The sequence below is a fragment of the Streptomyces sp. NBC_00370 genome, assembly GCF_036084755.1.
In the GTDB taxonomy this organism is placed as follows: Bacteria; Actinomycetota; Actinomycetes; order Streptomycetales; family Streptomycetaceae; genus Streptomyces.
In genome coordinates this window covers 3,150,703-3,170,385 of record NZ_CP107968.1, presented here as the reverse complement: position 1 = coordinate 3,170,385, position 19,683 = coordinate 3,150,703, and the positions used below count along the sequence as shown (strand labels likewise).

The following is a 19,683-nucleotide window of genomic DNA, read 5'->3' as shown; positions in this document are numbered from 1 at the left end:
CGTGCGGGTCAGAAGGTCAGCCCCGGCAGGCCGCCGGTGCCGCCTCCCGTGCTCGGTCCCTCGTTGGCGTTGCCGCCGCTCCCGTCACCCCCGGAGCCGTTCCCGCCGTTGCCCCCGCCGCCGGTGTCGCCGCCCCCGTCGCCTCCGGTGCCGCCGTCCCCCGTACCGCCGTCGGCCGTACCGCCGCCCGTCGGGTCGGTGCCGCCGGTGGTGGGGCTGCCGGTCTGGCCGCCGTCGGGGCTTCCTGTCTGGCCCTGGGTCGGGGTTCCGGTGTCGCCGCCGCCCGTCTGGCCCTGTGTCTGGTCGCCGGTGTCACCGCCGGTCCGGCCTCCGGTCCCCGGGTCCTGCGACTGCGTCTGGCCGGGGTCGGACGGCTCGTCCGACGCGTTGTCCGGGGGCGGCTGGGTCGCCTGGGCGCCCTTCTGGAGCTTCAGGTGGAACGTGCTCGCCGGCGTGCCCTTGAGCGCGTCGGCCGTGTACTGGCCCCAGATCTGGGCGGGCGGGCCGCCGCCGTTGATCCGCTCCTGGCCGAGCGCCCCGTACAGCGGCTTCTGCTTGGCGGTCTCCGGGTCGGCGCCCATGATGGCGACGACGGTCGCGAGGTCCGGGGTGTACCCGGCGAACCAGGCGGCCTTGTCGTCCTCGGCCGTGCCGGTCTTGCCGGCGGCGGGCCGCCCGGCGCTCTGCGCCGCCGTACCCGTACCGCCGGAGCTCTCGACGACGCTGCGCAGGATCGACGTCGTCGTGTCGGCGGCCTGCCTGCTGACCGCCTGCCGCGTCTTCTGCTCGGGGAGCTTGAGCGCGCTGCCGTTCTTGCTGATCCGGGTGACCAGGGTGTACGTGCCGTGCTTGCCGTGGTTGGCGAGCGTCGCGTACGCCTCGGACATGTCGAGGACGCTCGCCGTGGCCGGGCCGAGCGCGATGGACGGGGTGGCCGACAGGTCGGGGGTGGTCGCCGGGATCCCGAGGGCGACTGCGGTGTCCTTGACCGTGCGCGGGCCCACGTCCTCGGCCATCTGCGCGTAGACGGCGTTGACGGACTTGTCGGTGGCCTTGCTGACGGTGATGTCGCCGTACGACACGTCGTCCTCGTTGGACGGCGCGTAGCCGGTCGGTCCGTCCGGGCCCTGCACCATGCGCTGATTGGTGCCGTCGTAGCGGGTGTTGGGGGTGATGCGGGCGCCGTCCTGGGTCTCGGACCGGTTCTGCACGGCCGAGGCGAAGACGAACGGCTTGAAGGTGGAGCCGACTTGGAAGTCGCGGCGGGTGGCGTTGTTGACGTACTGCTTGGTGTAGTCGATGCCCCCGTACATGGCGACGACCTTGCCGGTCGCCGGGTCGACGGAGGCGCCGCCGACGCGGACGTTGCGGTCGGCCTTGCGCTTCTTCGGGTCGAGTTTCGAGGTGACCTGGTCGGTGACGGCCTGGGTGAAGGCGTCCTGCTTCTTGCGCTCCAGCGTGGTGACGATCCGGTATCCGCCGCTGGCCAGGGTGTTCTCGTCGATGATCTTGTTGGTGGTGAGGTAGTCCTTGACCGCTTGGACGATGTAGCCGCGCTGTCCGGAGAGTCCGGCCGTCGACGGCTTGAACTTGCCGGGGGTCGGGAAGGTCAGCGTCGCCCGGTCGGCCTGGGTGAGCCAGTCCTCCTTCACCATGCCGTCGAGCACGTAGTTCCAGCGGGCGAGCGCCGCGGCCTTGTTCTCCGGGTGGGCGACGACGTCGTACTCGCTGGGCGCGTTGAGCAGTGACGCGAGATACGCGCCCTGCGCTGTGCTGATGTCCTCGACGTCCTTGCCGTAGTACGCCTGGGCCGCCGCCTGGATGCCGTAGGCGTTGCGGCCGAAGTAGCTGGTGTTCAGATAGCCCTGGAGGATCTCCGCCTTCGACTGCTCGCGGTTGAGCTTGATCGAGATGAAGAATTCCTTGAACTTCCGCAGGACGGTCTGTTCCTGGCCGAGGTAGTAGTTCTTCACGTACTGCTGCGTGATGGTGGAGCCGCCCTGGGTGCCCTTGCCGGTCACGGTGTTCCAGGCGGCGCGTGCCATGCCCTGCGGGTCGACGGCCGGTTCGTTGTAGAAGTCCCGGTCCTCGGCGGCGAGTACGGCGCGCTGGACGTGCTTGGGGATCTGCGCGAGCTGGACGTTCTCGCGGTTGATCTCGCCGTCACGGGCGATCTGGGTGCCGTCCTCGTAGAGGTAGACGTTGGACTGGGCGGTGGCTGCGGCGTTGGCCGACGGGATGTCGACGGTCTTGTAGCCCACGATGAAGCCGATGACGAGGATCACGGCGAGGGTGACGATCCCGCCGAGCCACATGCGCCAGGTCGGGAAGAGCCGGCGCCAGCCGGTGCGCTTCGGCCGTTTGCCCTTCTTGCCGGCCTTGCCGGACGGGTCCGGCGCCGGCCCGCCCTCGGTGGGGTCCCGGGGGGCCCACCCCTGTTGCTGTGGCTCGTCGCTCATATGTGGGAAGACTCCTCGGCCGCCGCCGGCGGTTCACTCTCCGGCGTAACGGTGTCGTATCAGGCGAATCGCGTTACACCCTGAAGAAACGCTGCCGAGTGCGATGAAACACGGGCAGCGGGGAGGAATCAGCTCCGGGTGAGCAGGAGTCCGCCCCGGCTGAGCACGAATCCGCCCCGGGTGAGCAGGAATCCGCCCCGGGCCGCACCGCATTCCCGTACGGGTGACCTGGCGGATAATCCCTCGCGCCGCTCGGCTCCGCCGGACTAGGCTCGTGCGCTTTGGTGCCTGGACGGGCGCTTTTCGCTGTCCGCAGGGGCCTCGACCGGGGGAGGAAGCGCCGTGCGGCTGTACTGGCTGGTGGCCAGGGGCGGGTTCCGCCGCTACGCGACGTACCGGATGGCCACGGTCGCGGGCGTGTTCACGAACACCGTCTTCGGTTTCATCATCACCTACACCTACATCGCGCTGTGGCACGAGCGGCCGCGACTCGGCGGATACGACCTGTCACAGGCGATCACCTTCGTCTGGCTCGGCCAGGCCCTGCTGATGACCTGCGAGATGATGGGCGGCGGCTTCGCCGACGAACTGATCGAGCGGATCCGCACCGGCAACATCGCCGTCGATCTGTACCGGCCCGCCGATCTCCAACTGTGGTGGCTGGCGGGCGATCTGGGCCGAGCCGCGTTCCATCTGATCGGCCGGGGCGTGGCACCGATGGTGCTCGGCTCGCTCGCCTTCGAGCTGGCGCTGCCGGTGAACCCGCTGACCTGGCTGGCGTTCCTGCTGTCCGTGGCCCTCGGTGTGGTGGTGAGCTTCGCGATCCGCTACCTCGTCGCGCTGTCCGCGTTCTGGCTGCTGGACGGGGCCGGCGCGGCGCAGATCGCCGGTCTCGCCGGGATGTTCTTCTCCGGGATGCTGCTGCCGCTGACGCTCTTTCCGGGGCTGCTGGGCGAGGTGTCGCGCGCCCTGCCCTGGGCCTCGATGCTCCAGATCCCCGCCGATGTCTTCCTCGGCAAGAGCACCGGGTGGGAGCTGGTCCGGGCGTACGCGTTCCAGGCGGGGTGGGCGGCGGCGCTGCTGGCGGCCGGGCGCGCGCTGCAAGGAGTCGCGACGAGGAGAGTGGTGGTCCAGGGTGGCTGAGTCCGGAGTGGCTGGAACGACCGAGTGGGTCGCGGGGGCGGCGGGGCCCGCCGGTGAGGTGTGGGTTCCCCGGTCGACGCGGTGGGCCGCGCTGCGGGACGGCCTCGGCGCCTACCTGCTGATCGTCAGGATGTGGCTGCGGTCGACGATGGCGTACCGCGCGTCGTTCGTGATGACCGCGTTCGGCAACTTCGCCGCGACGGCCTTCGACTTCGTGACGATCCTGCTGATGTTCAACCACGTGGACACGCTGGGCGGTTACTCGCTGCAGGAGGTCGCCTTCCTCTACGGCACGTCGACGGTGGCGTTCGGTCTCACCGACCTGACGGTGGGCTCGATGGACCGGCTCGGGTCGCGGGTGCGGGACGGCACGCTCGACACACTGCTGCTGCGCCCGGTGCCGGTGCTCGCGCAGATGGCGGCCGACCGGTTCGCCCTGCGGCGGTTCGGCCGGGTGCTCCAGGGCGCGCTGGTGCTGGGCTACTCGCTCGCCGTGCTGGACGTCGACTGGACGCCGCTGCGGGTGCTGATGGTGCCGATGATGGTGGTGTGCGGCGCGGTGATCTTCGGTGCGGTGTTCGTCGCCGGCGCGGCCTTCCAGTTCTGGGCGCAGGACGCCTCGCAGGTGCAGAACGCCTTCACGTACGGCGGGACGACGCTGCTCCAGTACCCGCCGGGACTGTTCGCGAAGGACCTGGTGCGCGGGGTGACGTTCCTGGTGCCGCTGGCCTTCGTCAACTGGCTGCCGGCGCTGTATGTGCTCGACAGGCAGGACCCGTTGGGGCTGCCGGAGTTCGTGGCGTTCCTGCCCCCGGTGGTGGCGGTGGTGTGCTGCGCGCTGGCCGGTGTGCTGTGGCGGGCGGGGCTGCGGGCGTACCGCAGCACCGGCAGCTGAAGACGGATCGAACGGCGACGGCGAGGAGGAGTGGGCATGGGTACGAGCGGTGCGGAATTCATCGAACTCGACGGGATCGAGAAGGTCTTCGACGTCCGGCGCAAGGTCGGCCGGCTGCGCCGCGAGAAGCACCAGGTGCGGGCGGTCGACGGCATCAGCTTCCGGGTGCCGCGCGGCGAGATGGTCGGCTACATCGGCCCGAACGGGGCCGGCAAGTCGACCACCATCAAGATGCTCACCGGCATTCTGACCCCGAGCGCGGGCCGGCTGCGGGTCGCCGGCATCGATCCGTCCCGGGAGCGTACGAGGCTCGCGCAGCGCATCGGTGTGGTCTTCGGCCAGCGGACGACGCTCTGGTGGGACCTGCCGCTGATCGACTCGTACCGGCTGATGCACCGGATGTACCGCGTCCCGGACGCGCGGTTCCGGGCCAATCTGGAGCGCTGTGTCGAACTGCTCGACCTGGCCGACCTGTTGGACGTACCGGTACGACAGCTCTCCCTGGGCCAGCGGATGCGCGGCGACATCGCGGCGGCCCTGCTGCACGATCCTGAGGTGCTGTACCTGGACGAGCCGACGATCGGGCTCGATGTGATCTCCAAGGCCAAGGTGCGGGAGTTCCTGCGGGAGTTGAACGCCGAGCGCGGCACGACGGTGCTGCTCACGACACACGACCTGACGGACATCGAGATGCTCTGCAAGCGGGTGATGGTCATCGACCACGGCCGGCTGCTGTACGACGGTTCGCTGGCCGGGCTGCACGAAGTCGGTGAGAGCGAGCGGACGTTGGTGGTGGACCTGGAGCGCGAGCTGCCGCCGATCGAGGCGCCGGGGGCCCGGGTCGTACGGGTGGACGGGCCGCGGCAGTGGCTGGCGTTCCCCGCGACGCAGTCGGCGGCGCCGCTCGTGGCGCGGGTGGCGGCCGCGTATCCGCTGGTCGACCTGTCGGTGCGGGAGCCGGACATCGAGGCCGTGATCGCCAAGATGTACGCGGACCGATCGGCTGTGTGACGTGCGCCTCGTCGGCTACTAGTCTGCTGACATGACCGATGAACGGGGCGAGACGCGCGCTTCTGATGCCGAGCGGGAACAGGTCGCCGAGCGCTTGCGCGAGGCCGTGGCCGAGGGCCGGCTCGACATGGAGGAGTTCGACGAACGCCTCGGTGCGGCCTACCAGGCCCGTACACACGGTGAGTTGACGCCGCTGGTGCGCGACCTGCCCGCCCCGGGGACGACGACGGACCTGGCCCGCAGGCCGGGCGGGGACGCGGCCCGGCACGAGGGCGGCGACCGCTGGGCGGGTCTGGTCGGGCGGGGAAAGGCCACCTCCGGCGGGGCGTTCGCGTTCTGGGGCGGCTTCGGCCGCAAGGGCGGCTGGACCGTGGGCCGCAAGTTCACCGCGGCCGTGTTCATGGGCGGCGGCGAGATCGATCTGCGCGAGGCCCGGTTCGAGGACCGGGTGACCGTGATCCGCTGCTTCGCCCTCATGGGCGGTGTCGGTGTCGTCGTACCGCCGGACATGGACGTCGAGGTCACCGGCTGGGGCTTCATGGGCGGCTTCGGCGAGTCGGGGAGCAGCGCCGAGGGCGGCATCAGCGCCGGTTCGCCGAAGGTGATCGTGACCGGGTTCGCGCTGATGGGCGGGGTCGGGGTGGACCGCAAACTGCGGCAGGCGGACAAGCGGCGGCTCAAGGAGCAGCGGGAGCGGGACCGGCTGGAGAAGAAGAGGTCGCCCCGCAAGGAGTTGTAGCCGGTACGTGGCCGGTGGCCGGTAGGTGGCCCGTGGCCGGTGCGCGGCCTGTAGTCGGCACGGGCCTGTGGCCGGTACGTGGACGGTGGCCGGTGCGCGCGGGCCTGTGGCCGGTACGTGGTCCGTGGCCGGTGCGCTGTCCGTCGTAACCGCCGTCAGAGCTGTGTGGCCGCCGCCTTGCCCGTGAGCTGCGCCAGGTCGACGGTGTGCGCCATCGCCTCGTACCCGGCGTCGTTGGGGTGCAGCCCGTCGCCCGAGTCGTAGCGGGGCGCGAGCCGGTCGGGGGCGTACGGGTCGCGCAGCGCCTTGTCGAAGTCGACGACGGAGTCGAAGATCCCGCCCGCCCGGATCGCGGCGTTCACCTGGTCCCGTACGGCCCTCTGGCCGGCGTCGAAACCGATGTGGCCGCCCATCGGGGTCAGCGTGGAGCCCACCACGCGCAGCCCGTGGGCGTGTGCGCGCCGGGTGAGCGCGCGGAGACCCGCGGTGATCCTGGACGGGTCGCGCTGCTGCCCGCGCAGGATGTCGTTGATGCCGAGGTCGATGACGACGGTCCTGACGCCGGCCCGGTCGAGCACGTCGCTGTCGAAGCGGGCGAGGCCGCTCTGGCCCGCGCCCCTGGCGAGTCCGTCGTTCAGCAGCTGGTTGCCGCCGATGCCTTCGTTGAGCACGCCGTAGCGGCTCTCGCGCAGCCGGTCGGCGAGCACGTCGGGCCAGCGGTGGTTGCGGCCCTGCGCCGAGCCCTGGCCGTCGGTGATCGAGTCGCCGAAGGTGACGACGGCGCCCCGCGCGCGCTGGTTCAGGACGTCGACGCCGGTGACGTAGCGCCAGTGGGTGGTCGGCCGGGTGTACGCGGCGCCGCCGGCGTCCTCCGTACGGTCGCCGGTCGCGAGGTACGAGGTCTGCTGGGCGTGCGCGTGGTAGGTGACGGAGCCACCCGCGACCGGTGTGTACAGCGTCACCAGCAGGTCGCTGTCGTCAGGGACGCGCAGCCGCACCGGGTCGCTGACGATCTGCCGGCCGGGGGCGACCGTCACGACCGCGTGGCGGCCGAAGGTCAGCCGCCGCATGGTGCCGGTGAGGGCCTGGGCGCCGCCGCTGCGGCTGCCGGGGTCGGACCGCTGCGACTGCTGCGCCACGGAGGCGTGGCCGATCATGAGGGGCGCGGAGCCGAAACGGTTGGAGAAGGTGATCCGGGCGCCGGTGCCGCCGATGCTGGTGTGCACCACGTTGCGGATGGAGCGGCCGGGGAGCCCGTTCGGCAGCCCCGGCTCGGCCCCCGCGGGCGCCGCCGCCCAGGAGCCGACCCAGGCGCCGGACGCCGCGGGCGCCGCCCTGCTCAGCCGGTTATGGGTCTCGCCGGGGTTCTTCGACTGGTCGGTGGCGCGCAGGGGCGAGGGGCCGAGGAAGGTGAACCCGGCGAATATGGCTGCACACACCAGGGTCACTACCCCGACGAGCGACCCGAACAGGGCATATCCGTGTCTTCTGGTCATACCCCCGGCTCCCCTCACTCTTCACTGCTCTGACAATCATCCGACATGACGAGGGAACTCGTCGTGCGCCCCGGGAGTACCTCAAGAGGGACAATGCGTACGGGCAGGTCTTACGGGCAGGTCTGAGGAACGAATGCGTACGCGGACGGGTGGAGCGCATGGAACGTACGAATCCGGTCGAGGCGTCAAGAGACGGCGCCCCGGCGGACGCGGGCACAGGGGAAGAGGCCGCGGAGGCCCCGGAGGTTCCCGGCGCGCCGAATTCCGCGGGGCCGGGCTCGGTGGGGCCGGGGTCCGGAGGGTCAGGGTCTGGTGGCTCGGGGCCCGGTTCAGGACGGTCGGGGCCCGGTTCAGGAGGGCCGGGGCCCGGGGGGCGGTCGCCGCTGCCGGCGTTCTCGTACACGGCGGCGGACGAGGAGAAGCGCCGCGGTGTGCGCCGGATGAAGACCACCGCCACCGGCCTGTTGCTGCTGGTCGCCGTGGTCTACGTACTCGCGACCTGGGCGAAGAACTCGGGCGTGGGCGGCTGGCCCGGCTACGTCGCTGCGGCGGCCGAGGCGGGCATGGTCGGCGCGCTGGCCGACTGGTTCGCCGTGACGGCGCTCTTCCGCTACCCCTTGGGCGTGCGCATCCCGCATACCGCGATCATCCCGAACAAGAAAGACCAGCTCGGGACGTCGCTCGGCGCGTTCGTCGGGGAGAATTTCCTCTCCGCCGACGTCGTACGGGCCCGGCTGCGCGCCCTCGGCATCGGCGGCAGGCTCGGCGCCTGGCTCGCGGAGCCCGACCACGCCGACCGGGTCACCGCCGAGCTCTCCACGGCGCTGCGCGGCGCCCTGACCGTGCTGCGCGACTCCGACGTCCAGGCGGTCGTCGGCGAGGCGATCACCCGCAGGGCGAACGCGGCCGAGGTCGCGCCCGGCATCGGCAAGACCCTCGACAAGGTCGTGGCGGACGGGGCGCACCACCGCGCCGTCGACCTGATCTGCTCGCGCGCGCACGACTGGCTGGTCATGCACGGCGACTCGGTGATGGACGCGGTGCAGGGCGGCGCGCCCGGCTGGACGCCGCGGTTCGTGGACCGCAAGATCGGCGACCGCGTCTACAAGGAGCTGCTGCGCTTCCTCACCGAGATGCGCGACATGCCCGCCCACCCGGCGCGCGGCGCCATCGACCGCTTCCTGGTGGACTTCGCGGCGGACCTGCAGTCGGACGCCGAGACGAAGGAGCGCGTCGAGCGGCTGAAGTCGGATCTGCTGTCGCGGCCCGAGGTACAGGACGTCATCGCCTCGGCCTGGTCCTCCGTACGCGCCATGATCATCTCGGCGGCGGACGACGACCACAGCGAACTGCGCCTGCGGGCGCGCGCCTCGCTGCTCTCGCTGGGCGCGCGGCTGGCGACGGACAGCAGGCTCCAGGGGAAGCTGGAGGGCTGGATCGAGGACGCCGCCGCGTATGTCGTCTCCACGTACCGCTCGGAGATCACGTCGCTGATCTCGGACACGGTCGCGAGCTGGGACGCGGACGACACGTCGAAGAAGATCGAGGCGCACATCGGTCGTGACCTGCAGTTCATCCGGATCAACGGCACGGTGGTCGGTGCGCTGGCGGGGCTGGTCATCTACTCGGTCACGCAGGCGCTGGGTGCGTGAGAGTCGCGGGTGAGAGCACCGGGCGTGAAAGCACCGGGCGCGTGAGCGGATCCTCTTGATCCGCTCACGCGCCCGATCACCATGGGGGAGTTGCTCTTAGATACGGAGCGGACCCCATGGGCGTTCAGCGGCGGTCAGGAATTCTGCGCGCGCCGGGTGACGGCCCAGGAGGCGGCGGCGACGGTGCCGGCGGAGGCGAAGACCGCGGGCCAGGCGCCGAGCTTCTTCGCGAGCGGGTGCGACCCGGCGAAGGCGGCGACGTACGCGCTGCTCAGGGCGACGGTCGCCTTCGTTCCCGCGGCCTGCTGCCACTGGGTCGCAGCGACGGCGCCGGCGGCGAGCAGCGCCACGCCGCCGAGGGGGCGCTTCTTCGTCCAGCGTGCGACGGCGTAGCCGCCGACGAGCCCGCCTGCCGCGACGGCTGCGGCCGGAATCTTGGCCATGTTGTTTCCCACCCTTGTCTGGCTGTCTGTTCTTGGTCGCTGTCGAGCGTAACGAGGAGCGGAAGGTGCGGAACGCAACGGGGGACGCAAAAGAACGTAACAGTGAGTGACGGTTGGTTACCCGTCCATGACGGCCGGGCACGGAACCGGCATGCCAAGAACCACTGCCGCGGACGCGGCCGTCAATCGTCTGGCCCGTAGCCAATTACGGCTGGCCACCACCCGCCAGTTGCGGGCCACCGGGCTGAGCCCGAGCACCGCCGCCCGCCGCTGCGCGAGCGGCGGGCCCTGGCAGCGGCTGCTGCCGGGGGTGGTGCTGATACAGACCGGCGACCCGGACGCGCGGCAGCGGCTGCTGGGCGCGGTCCTGTACGCGGTGACGGCGCGCGGCGCGGGCGCCTGCCCGGTGGAGGGGGCGGAGGCCGGACCGAGCGCCGGACCGAGCGTTGGGCCGAGCGCCGGGCCGGGCGCCGGGCCGGGCGCGATGTCCGGGGCGACGGCGGTGCTGACGGGCGAGGCGGCGCTCGCGCTGTACGGGGTGCGGGGAGTGGCGACGGACCGCGCCGAGGTGCTGGTCGCGTCCCGCCGCAGCCTGCGCGACACCTCGTACGTCCGGCTGCGCCGCACCACCCGCTGGCCGCCCACGCTCCTCGTCAACGGCATCCCGTGCGTACGCCCGGTCCGTGCCGCGTCCGACTTCGCGCGCCACGAACCATCGGCGGACCGGGTGCGCGCGGTGCTCGCCAACACCGTCCAGAGGGCCAGCTGTCATCCGGAGGATCTACGTGCCGAACTCCGCGCGTCCCACGCCCTGCGCAACCCGGCGCTGCGCGCCGTCATCCACGAACTGCGCGTGGGCGTACGGTCGATCGCCGAAGGCGAGACCCGCGACGTCCTCACCGCTGCCCGCGTCCCGCCTGCGCTGTGGAACCCCACCCTCCTCACCGCCTCGGGCGCGTTCCTGGCGAGACCCGACGCGTACTGGCCGTACGCGGGGGTGGCGTTGGAGGTCGACTCGGAGGAGTACCACCTGGGCATCACCGCGTACCGCGCGACGCTCCGCCGCCGACTGCTCCTGGAATCCCACGGCGTGGACGTGGTGAGCGCGGTCCCGGCCCTGGTCCGCGACCACCCGCAGGAGCTGGTGGCGGCGGTCCTCACCAAACTCCGCCTGGCGGAAGCCCGCAAGGACCGCCCGTCGGTGGTGGTACGCCCGCACCCCTGACCGGAACCGCCGCCCGCGCCGCCCCCCGAACCTCAGCCCTCGGCGGGCATTCGTGGCGGGTCCGGCCGGAACCGGCCCATGGCGATGTCGATGAGCTTCGAGGTCGACTCCTTGTCGAAAATCAACCCTCGCGCCCCGTCAGGGAGAACGATCCCGTCGACCCGCAACTCGGGTGTCCCGCCGGCGCCGTCCGCCTCGTAGGCCTTTTCCGACGCTTCGACGAAGTCCCGGTAACGCATCGTCCTGACCGCCGAGTCGAACCTCTCGCTCCGCAGACCCGGCACCTTCGAGGCGAGCGCGAGCAACTCGCCGTCGGTGAACCCGTCGACTTCCTCAGGGGGCTGGTTCGCGTAGAGCACGTCGTGGTACTCCGCGAATTTCCCCTGTTCCAGAGCGGCGCGCAGCGCGTTCACCGCCTTGACCGACCCGTGTCCCCCCAGTCTGTCGTCCAGGAAGGAAGCCAAGGTGTACTGGACCCTCAGTTCGCCCTTCCGCACGGACGCCATGATCGTCTTGGCACCCCCGGTCAATTCGAACTCCTGGCAGACCGGACAACGGGGATCTTCGTACAGCATGAACGCATGCTCGGCGGCCGAATCGCCCACGGTGATGGTGGTCCCGTCCCGCTCCAGCCGCTCAGCCGACCCCTCCGCCGAGACAGCAGCCGCCCCACGCCCGCCGCGCCCCTCACCAGACCGCGCCCTGTCGGGGTCACGCGCCCCGCACCCCGCGACACAGACCAACGCCAGGACCCCCGCCAGCAACGCGGCGCCACGTACCGGTCTTCGTCTTCCCACCTGCATCAACGATGCCCTCCCCATGAGTAGTTCGCGTACCGTACCGGCTCGCGGGGATCACCGACGAACCGATTACAGCGGCGGATGATCACCCGTGGCGCCGTCGACGAGCTCACGCAAAATATCCATATGCCCGGCGTGCCGCGCGGTCTCCTCGATCATGTGAATCAGCGCCCACCGCATCGACACGGTCTCGCCCCGCCAGGACGTCCCGACATCGTCGAGCGCCAGCTCCGAGATCACCTTGTCGGCCTCGGTCCGCGAACGCCCGTAGAAGTGCACGATCTTCGCGGTGCTCTCGTCGGGCTCGACGCTCATGTCCTCCCCGGCCTCGGGATCGAACCACAGCGTCTCGATGCCGCGCCCGAACGTCTCGCAGAACCACCCGTACTCGTTGCACGCCAGATGCTTCACCAACCCGAGCAACGACGTCCCCGACGGCGTCATCCGCCGCCGCACCTGCTCCTCGTCAAGCCCGTCGAGCTTCCACAACACCGCGTCACGATGCCGGTCGAGACTGACGTACAGACTTTCCTTCTCGTCGCCGGTAGCCGGCACACGTCGCATCATGCGGGGGAAGCTAACAGCCCCACCCCCCACCCAACGCCACCCGCCCCCACCTGCCAGCCCTCACACCCGCGGATGCCTCCCCGAGAGACCAGTCGGGGGACCTGTCGATCTCCGGACCCACGGGTTAGTTCTGTTCCTGCTGCGCCTCCGTGGCGGTGGTCAGTATGAGGCTGGCGTCGGCATAGAGCTGCCTGTCGTGGAAGGCGGATGCGATGTTAAGGACGGCTTGCGCGTCGCGCCTGCCGGCACTGGTGAGGACGGTGTTCGCTTCCTCGTCCAGTCCTGCTGAGCGACACGCTGAGACGACAATTGGGACGTCAGCCGATGGGAGTCTTGTAGCGGCACTCCACAGCATGATGAATGCGTCCCTGTCACGGCCCTCGGAAAGATAGCGCCGCAAGGTGCCGAGCTCAGCCCACTGTTCTTCAAGCTGCGTTTCAGGGTGCCGGTCCCCCGCGGGGAGGGGGACCGGCACCCTTGCCCGTGCCGTGAGGGCAGAAAAAGAGCGCCCGGACGCATAGCGAACGGTCCGTGGCTTACGGGGAGAGCGCCGAACGCGCCGCGAAGCCGGCTCTGGCGGAGGCTGCGGAGCGACAACGGTGGTGACCGCCGGTACGTCGGAGGGAAACCCGACCGTGCAGCAGGCGCAGTGCTTCTCCAGTGCGTGAACCCGCATCTCAAGGAGAGCGTCGAGAGTGTGCGGCACCGTGTGCCCAGACGCGAGCGCGTCCTCCCTGACCACCTTGTAGAAGCTGGTGAGTAGCTGGATCTCCGGCACTCGCCCGCCATTCAGGTGGTTGGAGAGGGTCGAGTACGACTGATTGGCGCGGTGGGCGATCATCTCCTGCGTCTCTTCGCTGCACTCCCGCAGGGCACGGAGGGCCGTGACGAACCGTCGGTGTGCCTCGGTGCAGTGGGCAGGAAGCTCTTTCCACTTCCGGGGTGGTCTGTGCGGCAAGAGAGCTCCTCCAGGCATGCAGGGGACGCAACACTAAACACTTCTGATTGTCCGTCAGCATGCCTTGAGCGGGAAGACATTCAACTTTTCCATTACCCCTCGAAACTCCCCAGAGACTGGCGCAAGGGCCTTACGCCAGGCAAGGCTTGAGCTCTCGCTGGAACCGTCATGGCTCAGGTCTTCTCTGGTTCTAGTGCGGTGTTCACGCAGGTCTCGACACTGAGGTAAGGGGAACGTGATGGCTTTGCCCTCCTGGACAGATAAGAGCTACGGCACGATGAAGCGCGCCGCCCTGTGGCTGCTCGCTGAGATCGGTGAGGGCAACGTCTTCACCAAGGAAGACATCAACGTGGCCTTCCCCGGCATCAGTCAGGCGGACCGCCGGGTACGGGATCTGCGCGATCATGACTGGCAGATCGATACCCACCGCGAAGATCTGTCACTTGGACAGCACGAGCTGAGGTTCGTAAAGCAGGGAGCGCCCGTCTGGGAGCCGGGGAAGGCCACCAAGTCAGGACTCTCGGTGACTCAGACCCAGCGTCGTGAGGTGCTGGCAAAAGACGGGCATCTCTGCCGGTCCTGTGGCATCGCCCCAGGGCAGACCTATGCCGGCTCTTACGAGACGGCGCAGCTGGACATTGCCCGTCGGAGGGTGAAGCAGCCGTCGGGTCCCGACACGGTCGAGCTTGTGGCTGAATGCAACCGTTGCCGTGTGGGTGGGCGGGGACAGGCTGTGGACCTTGGAGCGCTGCTGAACGGCATCCAGGGGCTGGGTGCTCTTGAGCGGAAGATGCTCACCGGGTGGGTGTCGGCCGATCAGCGCGAGTTCAGCTCCGTGGAGAAGTTCTGGGCCGACTACCGTTCCCTGCCGGCCGAGTCCAGGACCAAGGTCCGTGAGGCGCTCTTGCGCCCTGCCGACTGACTTTTACTCCTGGTGGGAGGTACGTCTGATTCCTCCCACCAGGAGCGTCAACTGAGCCGTCTAAAGCCCGATATGAGGAGAATGCAGAGTGAGTAACGACTTCGGCCGGCCGCCCCGCGCCACCGAGAACCAGGACCTGGTGGAGCAGCGGCTCAAGGAGCTCGCCTCCGGTTCCGGTCTCCAGGAGACCTTGACGATCGAGTGGCGTACCAAGCCGCACGTTGTCCAGGTCATTGATATGCCGGTTGAGTCGCTCTACTACAATCCCGGCACCCATCGCATCCGTGCCCAGCGGAGTTTCGACGCGGCACGCGACCGGGCGCTGGACGCCGATCCGTGGACTCCAGAGAGCCAGGACTACCTTGAGTACCTGCTCCAGGCGGAGCCGTCCGACCCGGCGAAGCGGGACAAGGACTTTGAGGATCTCAAGGAAAGCCTGAAGGACTTCCGGCAGAACGAGCCGGGACTCATCACCCGTGACGGTGTACTCGTCAACGGCAACACCCGTGCGGCGGCGCTGCGCGAACTGAGTGTTGCTCACATCCGTGTTGGCGTACTGCCCGAGTCCTGCACCTGGGCGGACATCAATGCCGTGGAGCTGTCTCTGCAGCTCCGGCATGACACACGGCGTCCGTACTCCTACATCAACCGTCTGCTGACCATTGATGAGGAAGTATCAGCCGGCCGTCCACTTGCTGACGTTGCCAAGGAGTTCAGAATCCGCCCGGCGACGGCGGAACAGGACCTCTGGGTGCTGTCGTGCCTGCGAGACCTGACCGAGCGCTCCAAGTCGGATCAGGCCCAGCTGCGGCTGATGGACTTCGAAGACGCCCAGGAGAAGCTCCGAGAACTCCACCGTGCCTACAGCAAAGAGTCCAAGGGCGACCGGGAAAAGGCAGATCTCCTCAAGGAAAACCGCCTCGCCGCGATCGTGATGGATTTCTCCAAGACTGACGTCCGGCTTATTGAAACGGACTTCAGGCGCCGTTACCTGGAACACCGTCTGCCGGAGGATCTCAAGGCGGCGCCGGCCGAGACGGTCGAGCGCAGAATCCCTGGAATCAACCGGCCAGTACGGTCTGCGTCACCGGATGTATCCGCTGCCCGTTCGTTCACCGACGCCGTGCTGCGTGCCAAGGCGGTCGAACGGGCGGTAGACAGCGTTTCCACGGCGGAGCACGAGCAGGCTGCGGCTGTGTACAAGCAGGCGAAGCGTGCCCTTGAAGATGCGCTGGAACCTGCGGGCAAGGACGCCAGGGTTCGTAAGCGTAAGCAGGCTGCCCCTGACCGTCTCCACGATGCCTGCCAGGACATCGACCAGTGCATCACGGACATGGCGCTGGCCCGGGCCTCTCGCAGTCTCGATGAAGAAACCTTTGATGAAGCCGTCCTCGCTCTGCGGACCAGTCTCGACAGGCTCGCCCGCGCGGCCTCTCAGAGCATCGAGGTGCCGGGCGACGGTGTGGCATGGCTGGTCGATGCCCTGCGTCCGGAGGCGTCGTGACGGAGTTGGCAGAACCGTCTCTGCGGATCGGTTTCGACGTATCGCGCACCAAGGCAGTGCTGCGCGCAGCTGAGACGTATCGTGCTGAGCTAACGCGCTTGGCGGCTCATTTCCCCTCGGGCAGCCAGCGCGGGCCCGTCACCCTTGAACTGCCCCTCGATGATTTCCTGGTGGGCATTGACGTCCTCGCTGACTGGTCAGACGGGGAGTCAGTCCAGTGGGATGACGATCTTCTCTCCCTGGTCAGCAGCGTTCTTGAGGACGCGGACCAGGCCGAGCAGCAGCTTCACCGGCCGTTCGACGCCGTGCCGCCGTTGGCTGGTCAAGCACTGGACGAGGCGATCGGCCCAGACTGGCGCGCGGACCTTACCGACTTTCAGCGAAGGGACATCGCACGCTTGCTCTCGATGCAGCACGGCGCCAATTTCAGTGTGCCGGGGGCGGGGAAGACCCGTGTCGGCCTGGCGCTGTATGCCGCGATGCGCGAGCGGAGAGAGGTCCGTCGGCTGCTCGTCGTCAGCCCCAAGTCTGCTTATGAGTCCTGGCTGTTTGAGAGTTCTCATTGCTTTGAAGAGCCGCCGCTCACGGTCGTCATGGAGCGGAGCCCTGACCCCAGCGCGGAGATCCTCATTGTCAACTACGAGCGTCTGGACCGGTCCCTCACCGCGCTCGCCGTCTGGCTCCGGGCGGCGCCTTCGATGGTGATCCTGGATGAAGCGCACCGAATGAAGCTCGGTGCTCGGGGGATCTACGGCGGTGCCTGCATGGCTCTTGGCCCACTGAGCAGGCGGCGGCTCATCCTCACTGGGACACCCGCTCCGAACGGGGCACGGGACTTGGAGAACCTGCTGTCGTTTGTGTGGCCTGGACACGGTCGCCGTGTTGTCACGCAGGCGGTTGCGGGAGGCGACCTCGCCTATGCAAGTTCCGTGTTGAGACCGCTGTTCACCAGAACTACCAAGAACGAGCTGGGACTGCCGCCCTTCGAGACCCGTATCAGGTACCTGCAGATGCCTGTCCTGCACCGGGAGGTGTACGACGCGCTCGTAGGCCGGTTCACGGCTCGGGCGGAGGCATCGCGCTCTGATTTTGATGCTCTCGGCAAGGCGATGCTGCGGCTGCTCATGGCAGCGACGAGTCCTGCGTTGTTGGTTGAGGGCGGTAGCAGGTATGAGCCGCTGACGTATCAAGTACCGCCGCTGGAGGTGCCGGAGAATGAATCTCTGTACTCACTCATGCGGATGCTTCCGCAGCACGAACTCTCTCCGAAGTACAAGGAAGCGGTAAAGATCGTCGGAGAGAACGCAGCGGCCGGCCGCAAGACTCTGGTGTGGACAACGTTTGTCCGGAGCCTCACCACGATGGAGCGCATGTTCGCGGCGTACCAGCCCGCGGTTGTCCACGGAGGTACGCCCGACCGTGAGGAGCAGCTCCGTCGCTTCCGCGACGACCCTGACTGCCACGTCCTGCTCTCCAACCCGGCGACTTTGGGTGAAGGCATCAGCCTGCATCAGGTATGCCACGACGCGGTCTATGTGGACCGCGACTTCATGGCTGGCCGGTTCCTGCAGAGCCTGGACCGTATCCACCGGCTGGGGCTGGCACCCGGCACGGAAACGCGGGTGACCGTACTAGCCGTTGAAGGAACGATTGACGAGATCGTAGCGATGAGGCTCGAAGAGAAGCTGAAATTCATGGGCCAGATCCTTGATGACCCGTCCGTTCAGCAACTGGCGGACTTGGAGGAAGAACCGTCCGCCGCCGCCGGCATGGATATGGCAGACGTTCGCGCGCTTCTGAGCCATGTCGATGCTGTCGCCGCTCGGTGAGGACACCCGCCGTGCGGCGCCGCCTTGGCTGGTGAGGAGGGGGGCTGGACCTGCTCAGACGCGGCAACTCTGATCAGGTCCAGCACCTGGCATCGATTTCTGACGCCTACGGATACGCCGTCGGAACTGTCTGGGGTATGCCGTCAGTCGTCGAGGTCTCAGCCTGAAGCAGCGCATGAGCGAGGCTTCGGCCCACAGCTTCGGCCACGGGCGGCGGAAAGGCATTGCCTACCTGCCGGTAAGCAGACGTCTTTCCGCCTGAGAATATCCAGTCAGCCGGGAAACTCTGGAGAAGTGCCAGCTGCACGACGGTGAGCTTCACGGGCAGGGTTGCTCCTGGGAGTGGCGGGTCATCGGCGACGCTGGATCCGTTCACCCCCATCCTCGACCAGGCGTGGCGTGCGCGAGACGGACCGAGGTCGGCGCCGCCATGCTTACGTGAACCGCCGCATAGCGTGGGGGCGATACGCGTCGCACTGTCAGCCCACTGGCGGGCGAGTTCCCAGCCGCGTGACGCCATCGACTCGTAGAGCACCGAGCCGACCGTCGGGGCTGTCTCAGCACAGCTAGCGGGCTCTGGCCAGCTGAAGTGGGGGAAGGTGTCGGTACGCAGGGCGACGAGTACTGCCCGGGGCCGGAGTTGAGGTACTCCGTAGTCGCAAGACCGGAGGAGGCGCCAGCTTGCTTGGTATCCGTGAGCTGCGAGCTCCCGCAGGACGCCTGACCGGTATGAGCTGAACTTGGCCTGCAGGATGCCTTTGACGTTCTCCACCATCACTGCTTTGGGCTTCAGTGCTGCGGTGAGCTTCAGCAGGGCAGGGAAGAGATCACGTTCGTCGTGGGCGCCAAGCTGCCTGCCGGCCAGCGAGAATGGTGGGCAGGGCACCCCAGCGGCAAGCAGTCCGACGTCTTCGCCGCCTGTCCGCAGTTGGCTTGGTTCGAGAGACCGCACGTCCGCGTGCAGCACGTTCCAACTAGGCCTGTTTCTGCGGAGAGTGGCGACCGCGTCTCCATCAAGCTCGATCAACGCTGTGTGTGCGAAACCGGCGCGCTCCAGTCCGAGGGCCTGCCCTCCTGCCCCTGCACAGATTTCTACGCATCTGAGGTCGACGTCGGCTGGCCTGCCGTTTGTCTGAGTCATGCGGGAAGTCCCCTTCGCTGCGCCGCACCGAGCGGCGGATGCCGTGGTCTGTTCGCAGCTTGCCGCCACTTGCCGCGGCAAGTGGCGGCAAGCTAAGATCATCACTCGAAGGGTGCATCGTTGGAGAATTTGTTCGACCTAAGGCTGTGTGTTTGATGCCAACTGGCGATCTGGACTGGCGCAATGTGGAGCTGGGCACGCGGGTTCGGGTCGCGCTCTGGCTGCGCGACGAGATCGGCGTGCGGGGGACGTTCTCGAAAGCGGCGCTGCGTGCTGCGATCACTGGCGCTGAACAGGTAGACCGGCGCATGCGTGATCTGCGGCCGGCGGGCTGGGTGATCAGAACGAACAGGGATATGCCGAGTCTCCAGCCCGACCAGCTGTACCTGGAAGAGATTGGGCTGCCGGTCTGGGAGCAGGAGCACCGGGCGGCGGGCTTGCGTCAGATCAGTGCCAAGACGCGTCGCTATGTGTACGAGCGGGACGGGCACATGTGCCGCCGATGTGGGATTGCGGCGGCCGAGGCGTACCCGGAAGAGCCCGGCTCTCATGCCCGGCTCACGCTTGGCCATGTGAATCCACATGCGTCAGGGAGTGCTGCGAATGCTGAGGATCTGATCACGGAGTGCGCTCGCTGTAATGAGGCGGTGCGAAATCTCACCGGCGTCCAGATGGGGCGTGACCAGGTCTGGGACCGGGTCGGGCAGCTCCCCCTCAAGTACAAGAGGGAGCTGCTGGCGTGGATGGCAGGCGATGTGCGGCCGTTGAGCCCGGCTGAACGCGCGTGGGGGATGTACCGACAGCTTCCCGCCGCGGTCCGGGAGCAGATGCAGCAGGATCTTCGGGACCTGCTGCGGTCGTGACGGGGAAAGTTGTTCAAAGCGGATGAAATCGGTTGA

The 19,683-nt window shown here is 68.4% G+C and carries 17 protein-coding genes; 10 read left to right on the top strand and 7 right to left on the bottom strand.

Going from position 1 to position 19,683, the window contains the following annotated elements; translation table 11 throughout:
* Nucleotides 1-8 precede the first annotated feature (8 nt).
* Nucleotides 9-2,459, bottom strand: a complete 2,451-nt coding sequence (locus tag OHS57_RS13990) for a transglycosylase domain-containing protein (protein WP_328582143.1) — start codon at nt 2,457-2,459, stop codon at nt 9-11.
* A 342-nt stretch (nt 2,460-2,801) separates the two neighbouring features.
* Between OHS57_RS13990 and OHS57_RS13985 the strand changes: the two genes are divergently transcribed.
* Genes OHS57_RS13985 through OHS57_RS13970 form a run of 4 tightly spaced genes read left to right on the top strand, consistent with a single transcriptional unit; the run spans nt 2,802 to nt 6,247 of the window.
* Complete coding sequence (locus tag OHS57_RS13985; RefSeq protein WP_328582142.1) at nt 2,802-3,602, top strand: ABC transporter permease; 801 nt, start codon at nt 2,802-2,804, stop codon at nt 3,600-3,602.
* 7 nt (nt 3,603-3,609) lie between these two features.
* Nucleotides 3,610-4,497, top strand: coding sequence for an ABC transporter permease (locus OHS57_RS13980; RefSeq protein ID WP_443042886.1), 888 nt, complete (start codon nt 3,610-3,612; stop codon nt 4,495-4,497).
* A 36-nt stretch (nt 4,498-4,533) separates the two neighbouring features.
* Nucleotides 4,534-5,508, top strand: coding sequence for an ABC transporter ATP-binding protein (locus tag OHS57_RS13975; protein ID WP_328582141.1), 975 nt, complete (start codon nt 4,534-4,536; stop codon nt 5,506-5,508).
* A 31-nt stretch (nt 5,509-5,539) separates the two neighbouring features.
* A complete protein-coding gene (locus OHS57_RS13970; protein WP_328582140.1) occupies nt 5,540-6,247 on the top strand; it encodes a DUF1707 SHOCT-like domain-containing protein in 708 nt (235 codons plus the stop codon).
* 155 nt (nt 6,248-6,402) lie between these two features.
* On the opposite strand, the gene OHS57_RS13965 is transcribed toward OHS57_RS13970, so the two are convergent.
* Complete coding sequence (locus OHS57_RS13965; protein WP_328582139.1) at nt 6,403-7,743, bottom strand: SGNH/GDSL hydrolase family protein; 1,341 nt, start codon at nt 7,741-7,743, stop codon at nt 6,403-6,405.
* A gap of 158 nt (nt 7,744-7,901) precedes the next feature.
* Between OHS57_RS13965 and OHS57_RS13960 the strand changes: the two genes are divergently transcribed.
* Nucleotides 7,902-9,395, top strand: a complete 1,494-nt coding sequence (locus tag OHS57_RS13960) for a DUF445 domain-containing protein (protein WP_328582138.1) — start codon at nt 7,902-7,904, stop codon at nt 9,393-9,395.
* Between the two features lie 134 nt (nt 9,396-9,529).
* On the opposite strand, the gene OHS57_RS13955 is transcribed toward OHS57_RS13960, so the two are convergent.
* Nucleotides 9,530-9,838, bottom strand: coding sequence for a hypothetical protein (locus OHS57_RS13955; protein WP_328582137.1), 309 nt, complete (start codon nt 9,836-9,838; stop codon nt 9,530-9,532).
* Nucleotides 9,839-9,989: 151 nt separating this feature from the next.
* Here OHS57_RS13955 and OHS57_RS13950 point away from each other — a divergent pair, with 151 nt between their 5' ends.
* Nucleotides 9,990-11,063: a hypothetical protein gene (locus OHS57_RS13950; protein WP_328582136.1), complete on the top strand. Its 1,074-nt coding sequence runs from the start codon at nt 9,990-9,992 to the stop codon at nt 11,061-11,063.
* Between the two features lie 32 nt (nt 11,064-11,095).
* Here the strand turns inward: OHS57_RS13950 and OHS57_RS13945 are convergent, their stop codons facing one another.
* From OHS57_RS13945 to OHS57_RS13935, 3 genes are all read right to left on the bottom strand, one after another.
* A complete protein-coding gene (locus OHS57_RS13945; protein WP_041996195.1) occupies nt 11,096-11,866 on the bottom strand; it encodes a DsbA family protein in 771 nt (256 codons plus the stop codon).
* Nucleotides 11,867-11,932: 66 nt separating this feature from the next.
* Entirely contained in the window at nt 11,933-12,427 is a 495-nt protein-coding gene (locus tag OHS57_RS13940) for a DinB family protein (RefSeq protein WP_328582135.1), read from the bottom strand.
* A gap of 127 nt (nt 12,428-12,554) precedes the next feature.
* Entirely contained in the window at nt 12,555-13,271 is a 717-nt protein-coding gene (locus tag OHS57_RS13935; protein WP_328582134.1) for a hypothetical protein, read from the bottom strand.
* A gap of 355 nt (nt 13,272-13,626) precedes the next feature.
* Between OHS57_RS13935 and OHS57_RS13930 the strand changes: the two genes are divergently transcribed.
* From OHS57_RS13930 to OHS57_RS13920, 3 genes are all read left to right on the top strand, one after another.
* A complete protein-coding gene (locus OHS57_RS13930; RefSeq protein ID WP_328582133.1) occupies nt 13,627-14,310 on the top strand; it encodes an HNH endonuclease in 684 nt (227 codons plus the stop codon).
* Nucleotides 14,311-14,398: 88 nt separating this feature from the next.
* Complete coding sequence (locus OHS57_RS13925) at nt 14,399-15,814, top strand: transcriptional regulator (RefSeq protein ID WP_328582132.1); 1,416 nt, start codon at nt 14,399-14,401, stop codon at nt 15,812-15,814.
* Complete coding sequence (locus OHS57_RS13920; RefSeq protein ID WP_328582131.1) at nt 15,811-17,643, top strand: DEAD/DEAH box helicase; 1,833 nt, start codon at nt 15,811-15,813, stop codon at nt 17,641-17,643. Before OHS57_RS13925 ends, OHS57_RS13920 begins: the two co-directional genes overlap by 4 nt.
* Nucleotides 17,644-17,749: 106 nt before the next feature.
* On the opposite strand, the gene OHS57_RS13915 is transcribed toward OHS57_RS13920, so the two are convergent.
* Nucleotides 17,750-18,784, bottom strand: a complete 1,035-nt coding sequence (locus OHS57_RS13915) for a DNA cytosine methyltransferase (protein ID WP_328582130.1) — start codon at nt 18,782-18,784, stop codon at nt 17,750-17,752.
* A 155-nt stretch (nt 18,785-18,939) separates the two neighbouring features.
* Here OHS57_RS13915 and OHS57_RS13910 point away from each other — a divergent pair, with 155 nt between their 5' ends.
* A complete protein-coding gene (locus OHS57_RS13910; protein ID WP_328582129.1) occupies nt 18,940-19,647 on the top strand; it encodes an HNH endonuclease in 708 nt (235 codons plus the stop codon).
* Nucleotides 19,648-19,683 lie beyond the last annotated feature (36 nt).

Coding starts and splice junctions, on each gene's coding strand:
- OHS57_RS13930 (WP_328582133.1), top strand. CDS start 13,627: ATGGCTTTGCCCTCCTGGACAGATAAGAGCTACGGCACGATGAAGCGC.
- OHS57_RS13945 (WP_041996195.1), bottom strand. CDS start 11,866: ATGCAGGTGGGAAGACGAAGACCGGTACGTGGCGCCGCGTTGCTGGCG.
- OHS57_RS13915 (WP_328582130.1), bottom strand. CDS start 18,784: ATGACTCAGACAAACGGCAGGCCAGCCGACGTCGACCTCAGATGCGTA.
- OHS57_RS13955 (WP_328582137.1), bottom strand. CDS start 9,838: ATGGCCAAGATTCCGGCCGCAGCCGTCGCGGCAGGCGGGCTCGTCGGC.
- OHS57_RS13950 (WP_328582136.1), top strand. CDS start 9,990: ATGCCAAGAACCACTGCCGCGGACGCGGCCGTCAATCGTCTGGCCCGT.
- OHS57_RS13935 (WP_328582134.1), bottom strand. CDS start 13,271: ATGATCGCCCACCGCGCCAATCAGTCGTACTCGACCCTCTCCAACCAC.
- OHS57_RS13960 (WP_328582138.1), top strand. CDS start 7,902: ATGGAACGTACGAATCCGGTCGAGGCGTCAAGAGACGGCGCCCCGGCG.
- OHS57_RS13975 (WP_328582141.1), top strand. CDS start 4,534: ATGGGTACGAGCGGTGCGGAATTCATCGAACTCGACGGGATCGAGAAG.
- OHS57_RS13965 (WP_328582139.1), bottom strand. CDS start 7,743: ATGACCAGAAGACACGGATATGCCCTGTTCGGGTCGCTCGTCGGGGTA.
- OHS57_RS13990 (WP_328582143.1), bottom strand. CDS start 2,459: ATGAGCGACGAGCCACAGCAACAGGGGTGGGCCCCCCGGGACCCCACC.
- OHS57_RS13910 (WP_328582129.1), top strand. CDS start 18,940: ATGCCAACTGGCGATCTGGACTGGCGCAATGTGGAGCTGGGCACGCGG.
- OHS57_RS13970 (WP_328582140.1), top strand. CDS start 5,540: ATGACCGATGAACGGGGCGAGACGCGCGCTTCTGATGCCGAGCGGGAA.
- OHS57_RS13940 (WP_328582135.1), bottom strand. CDS start 12,427: ATGCGACGTGTGCCGGCTACCGGCGACGAGAAGGAAAGTCTGTACGTC.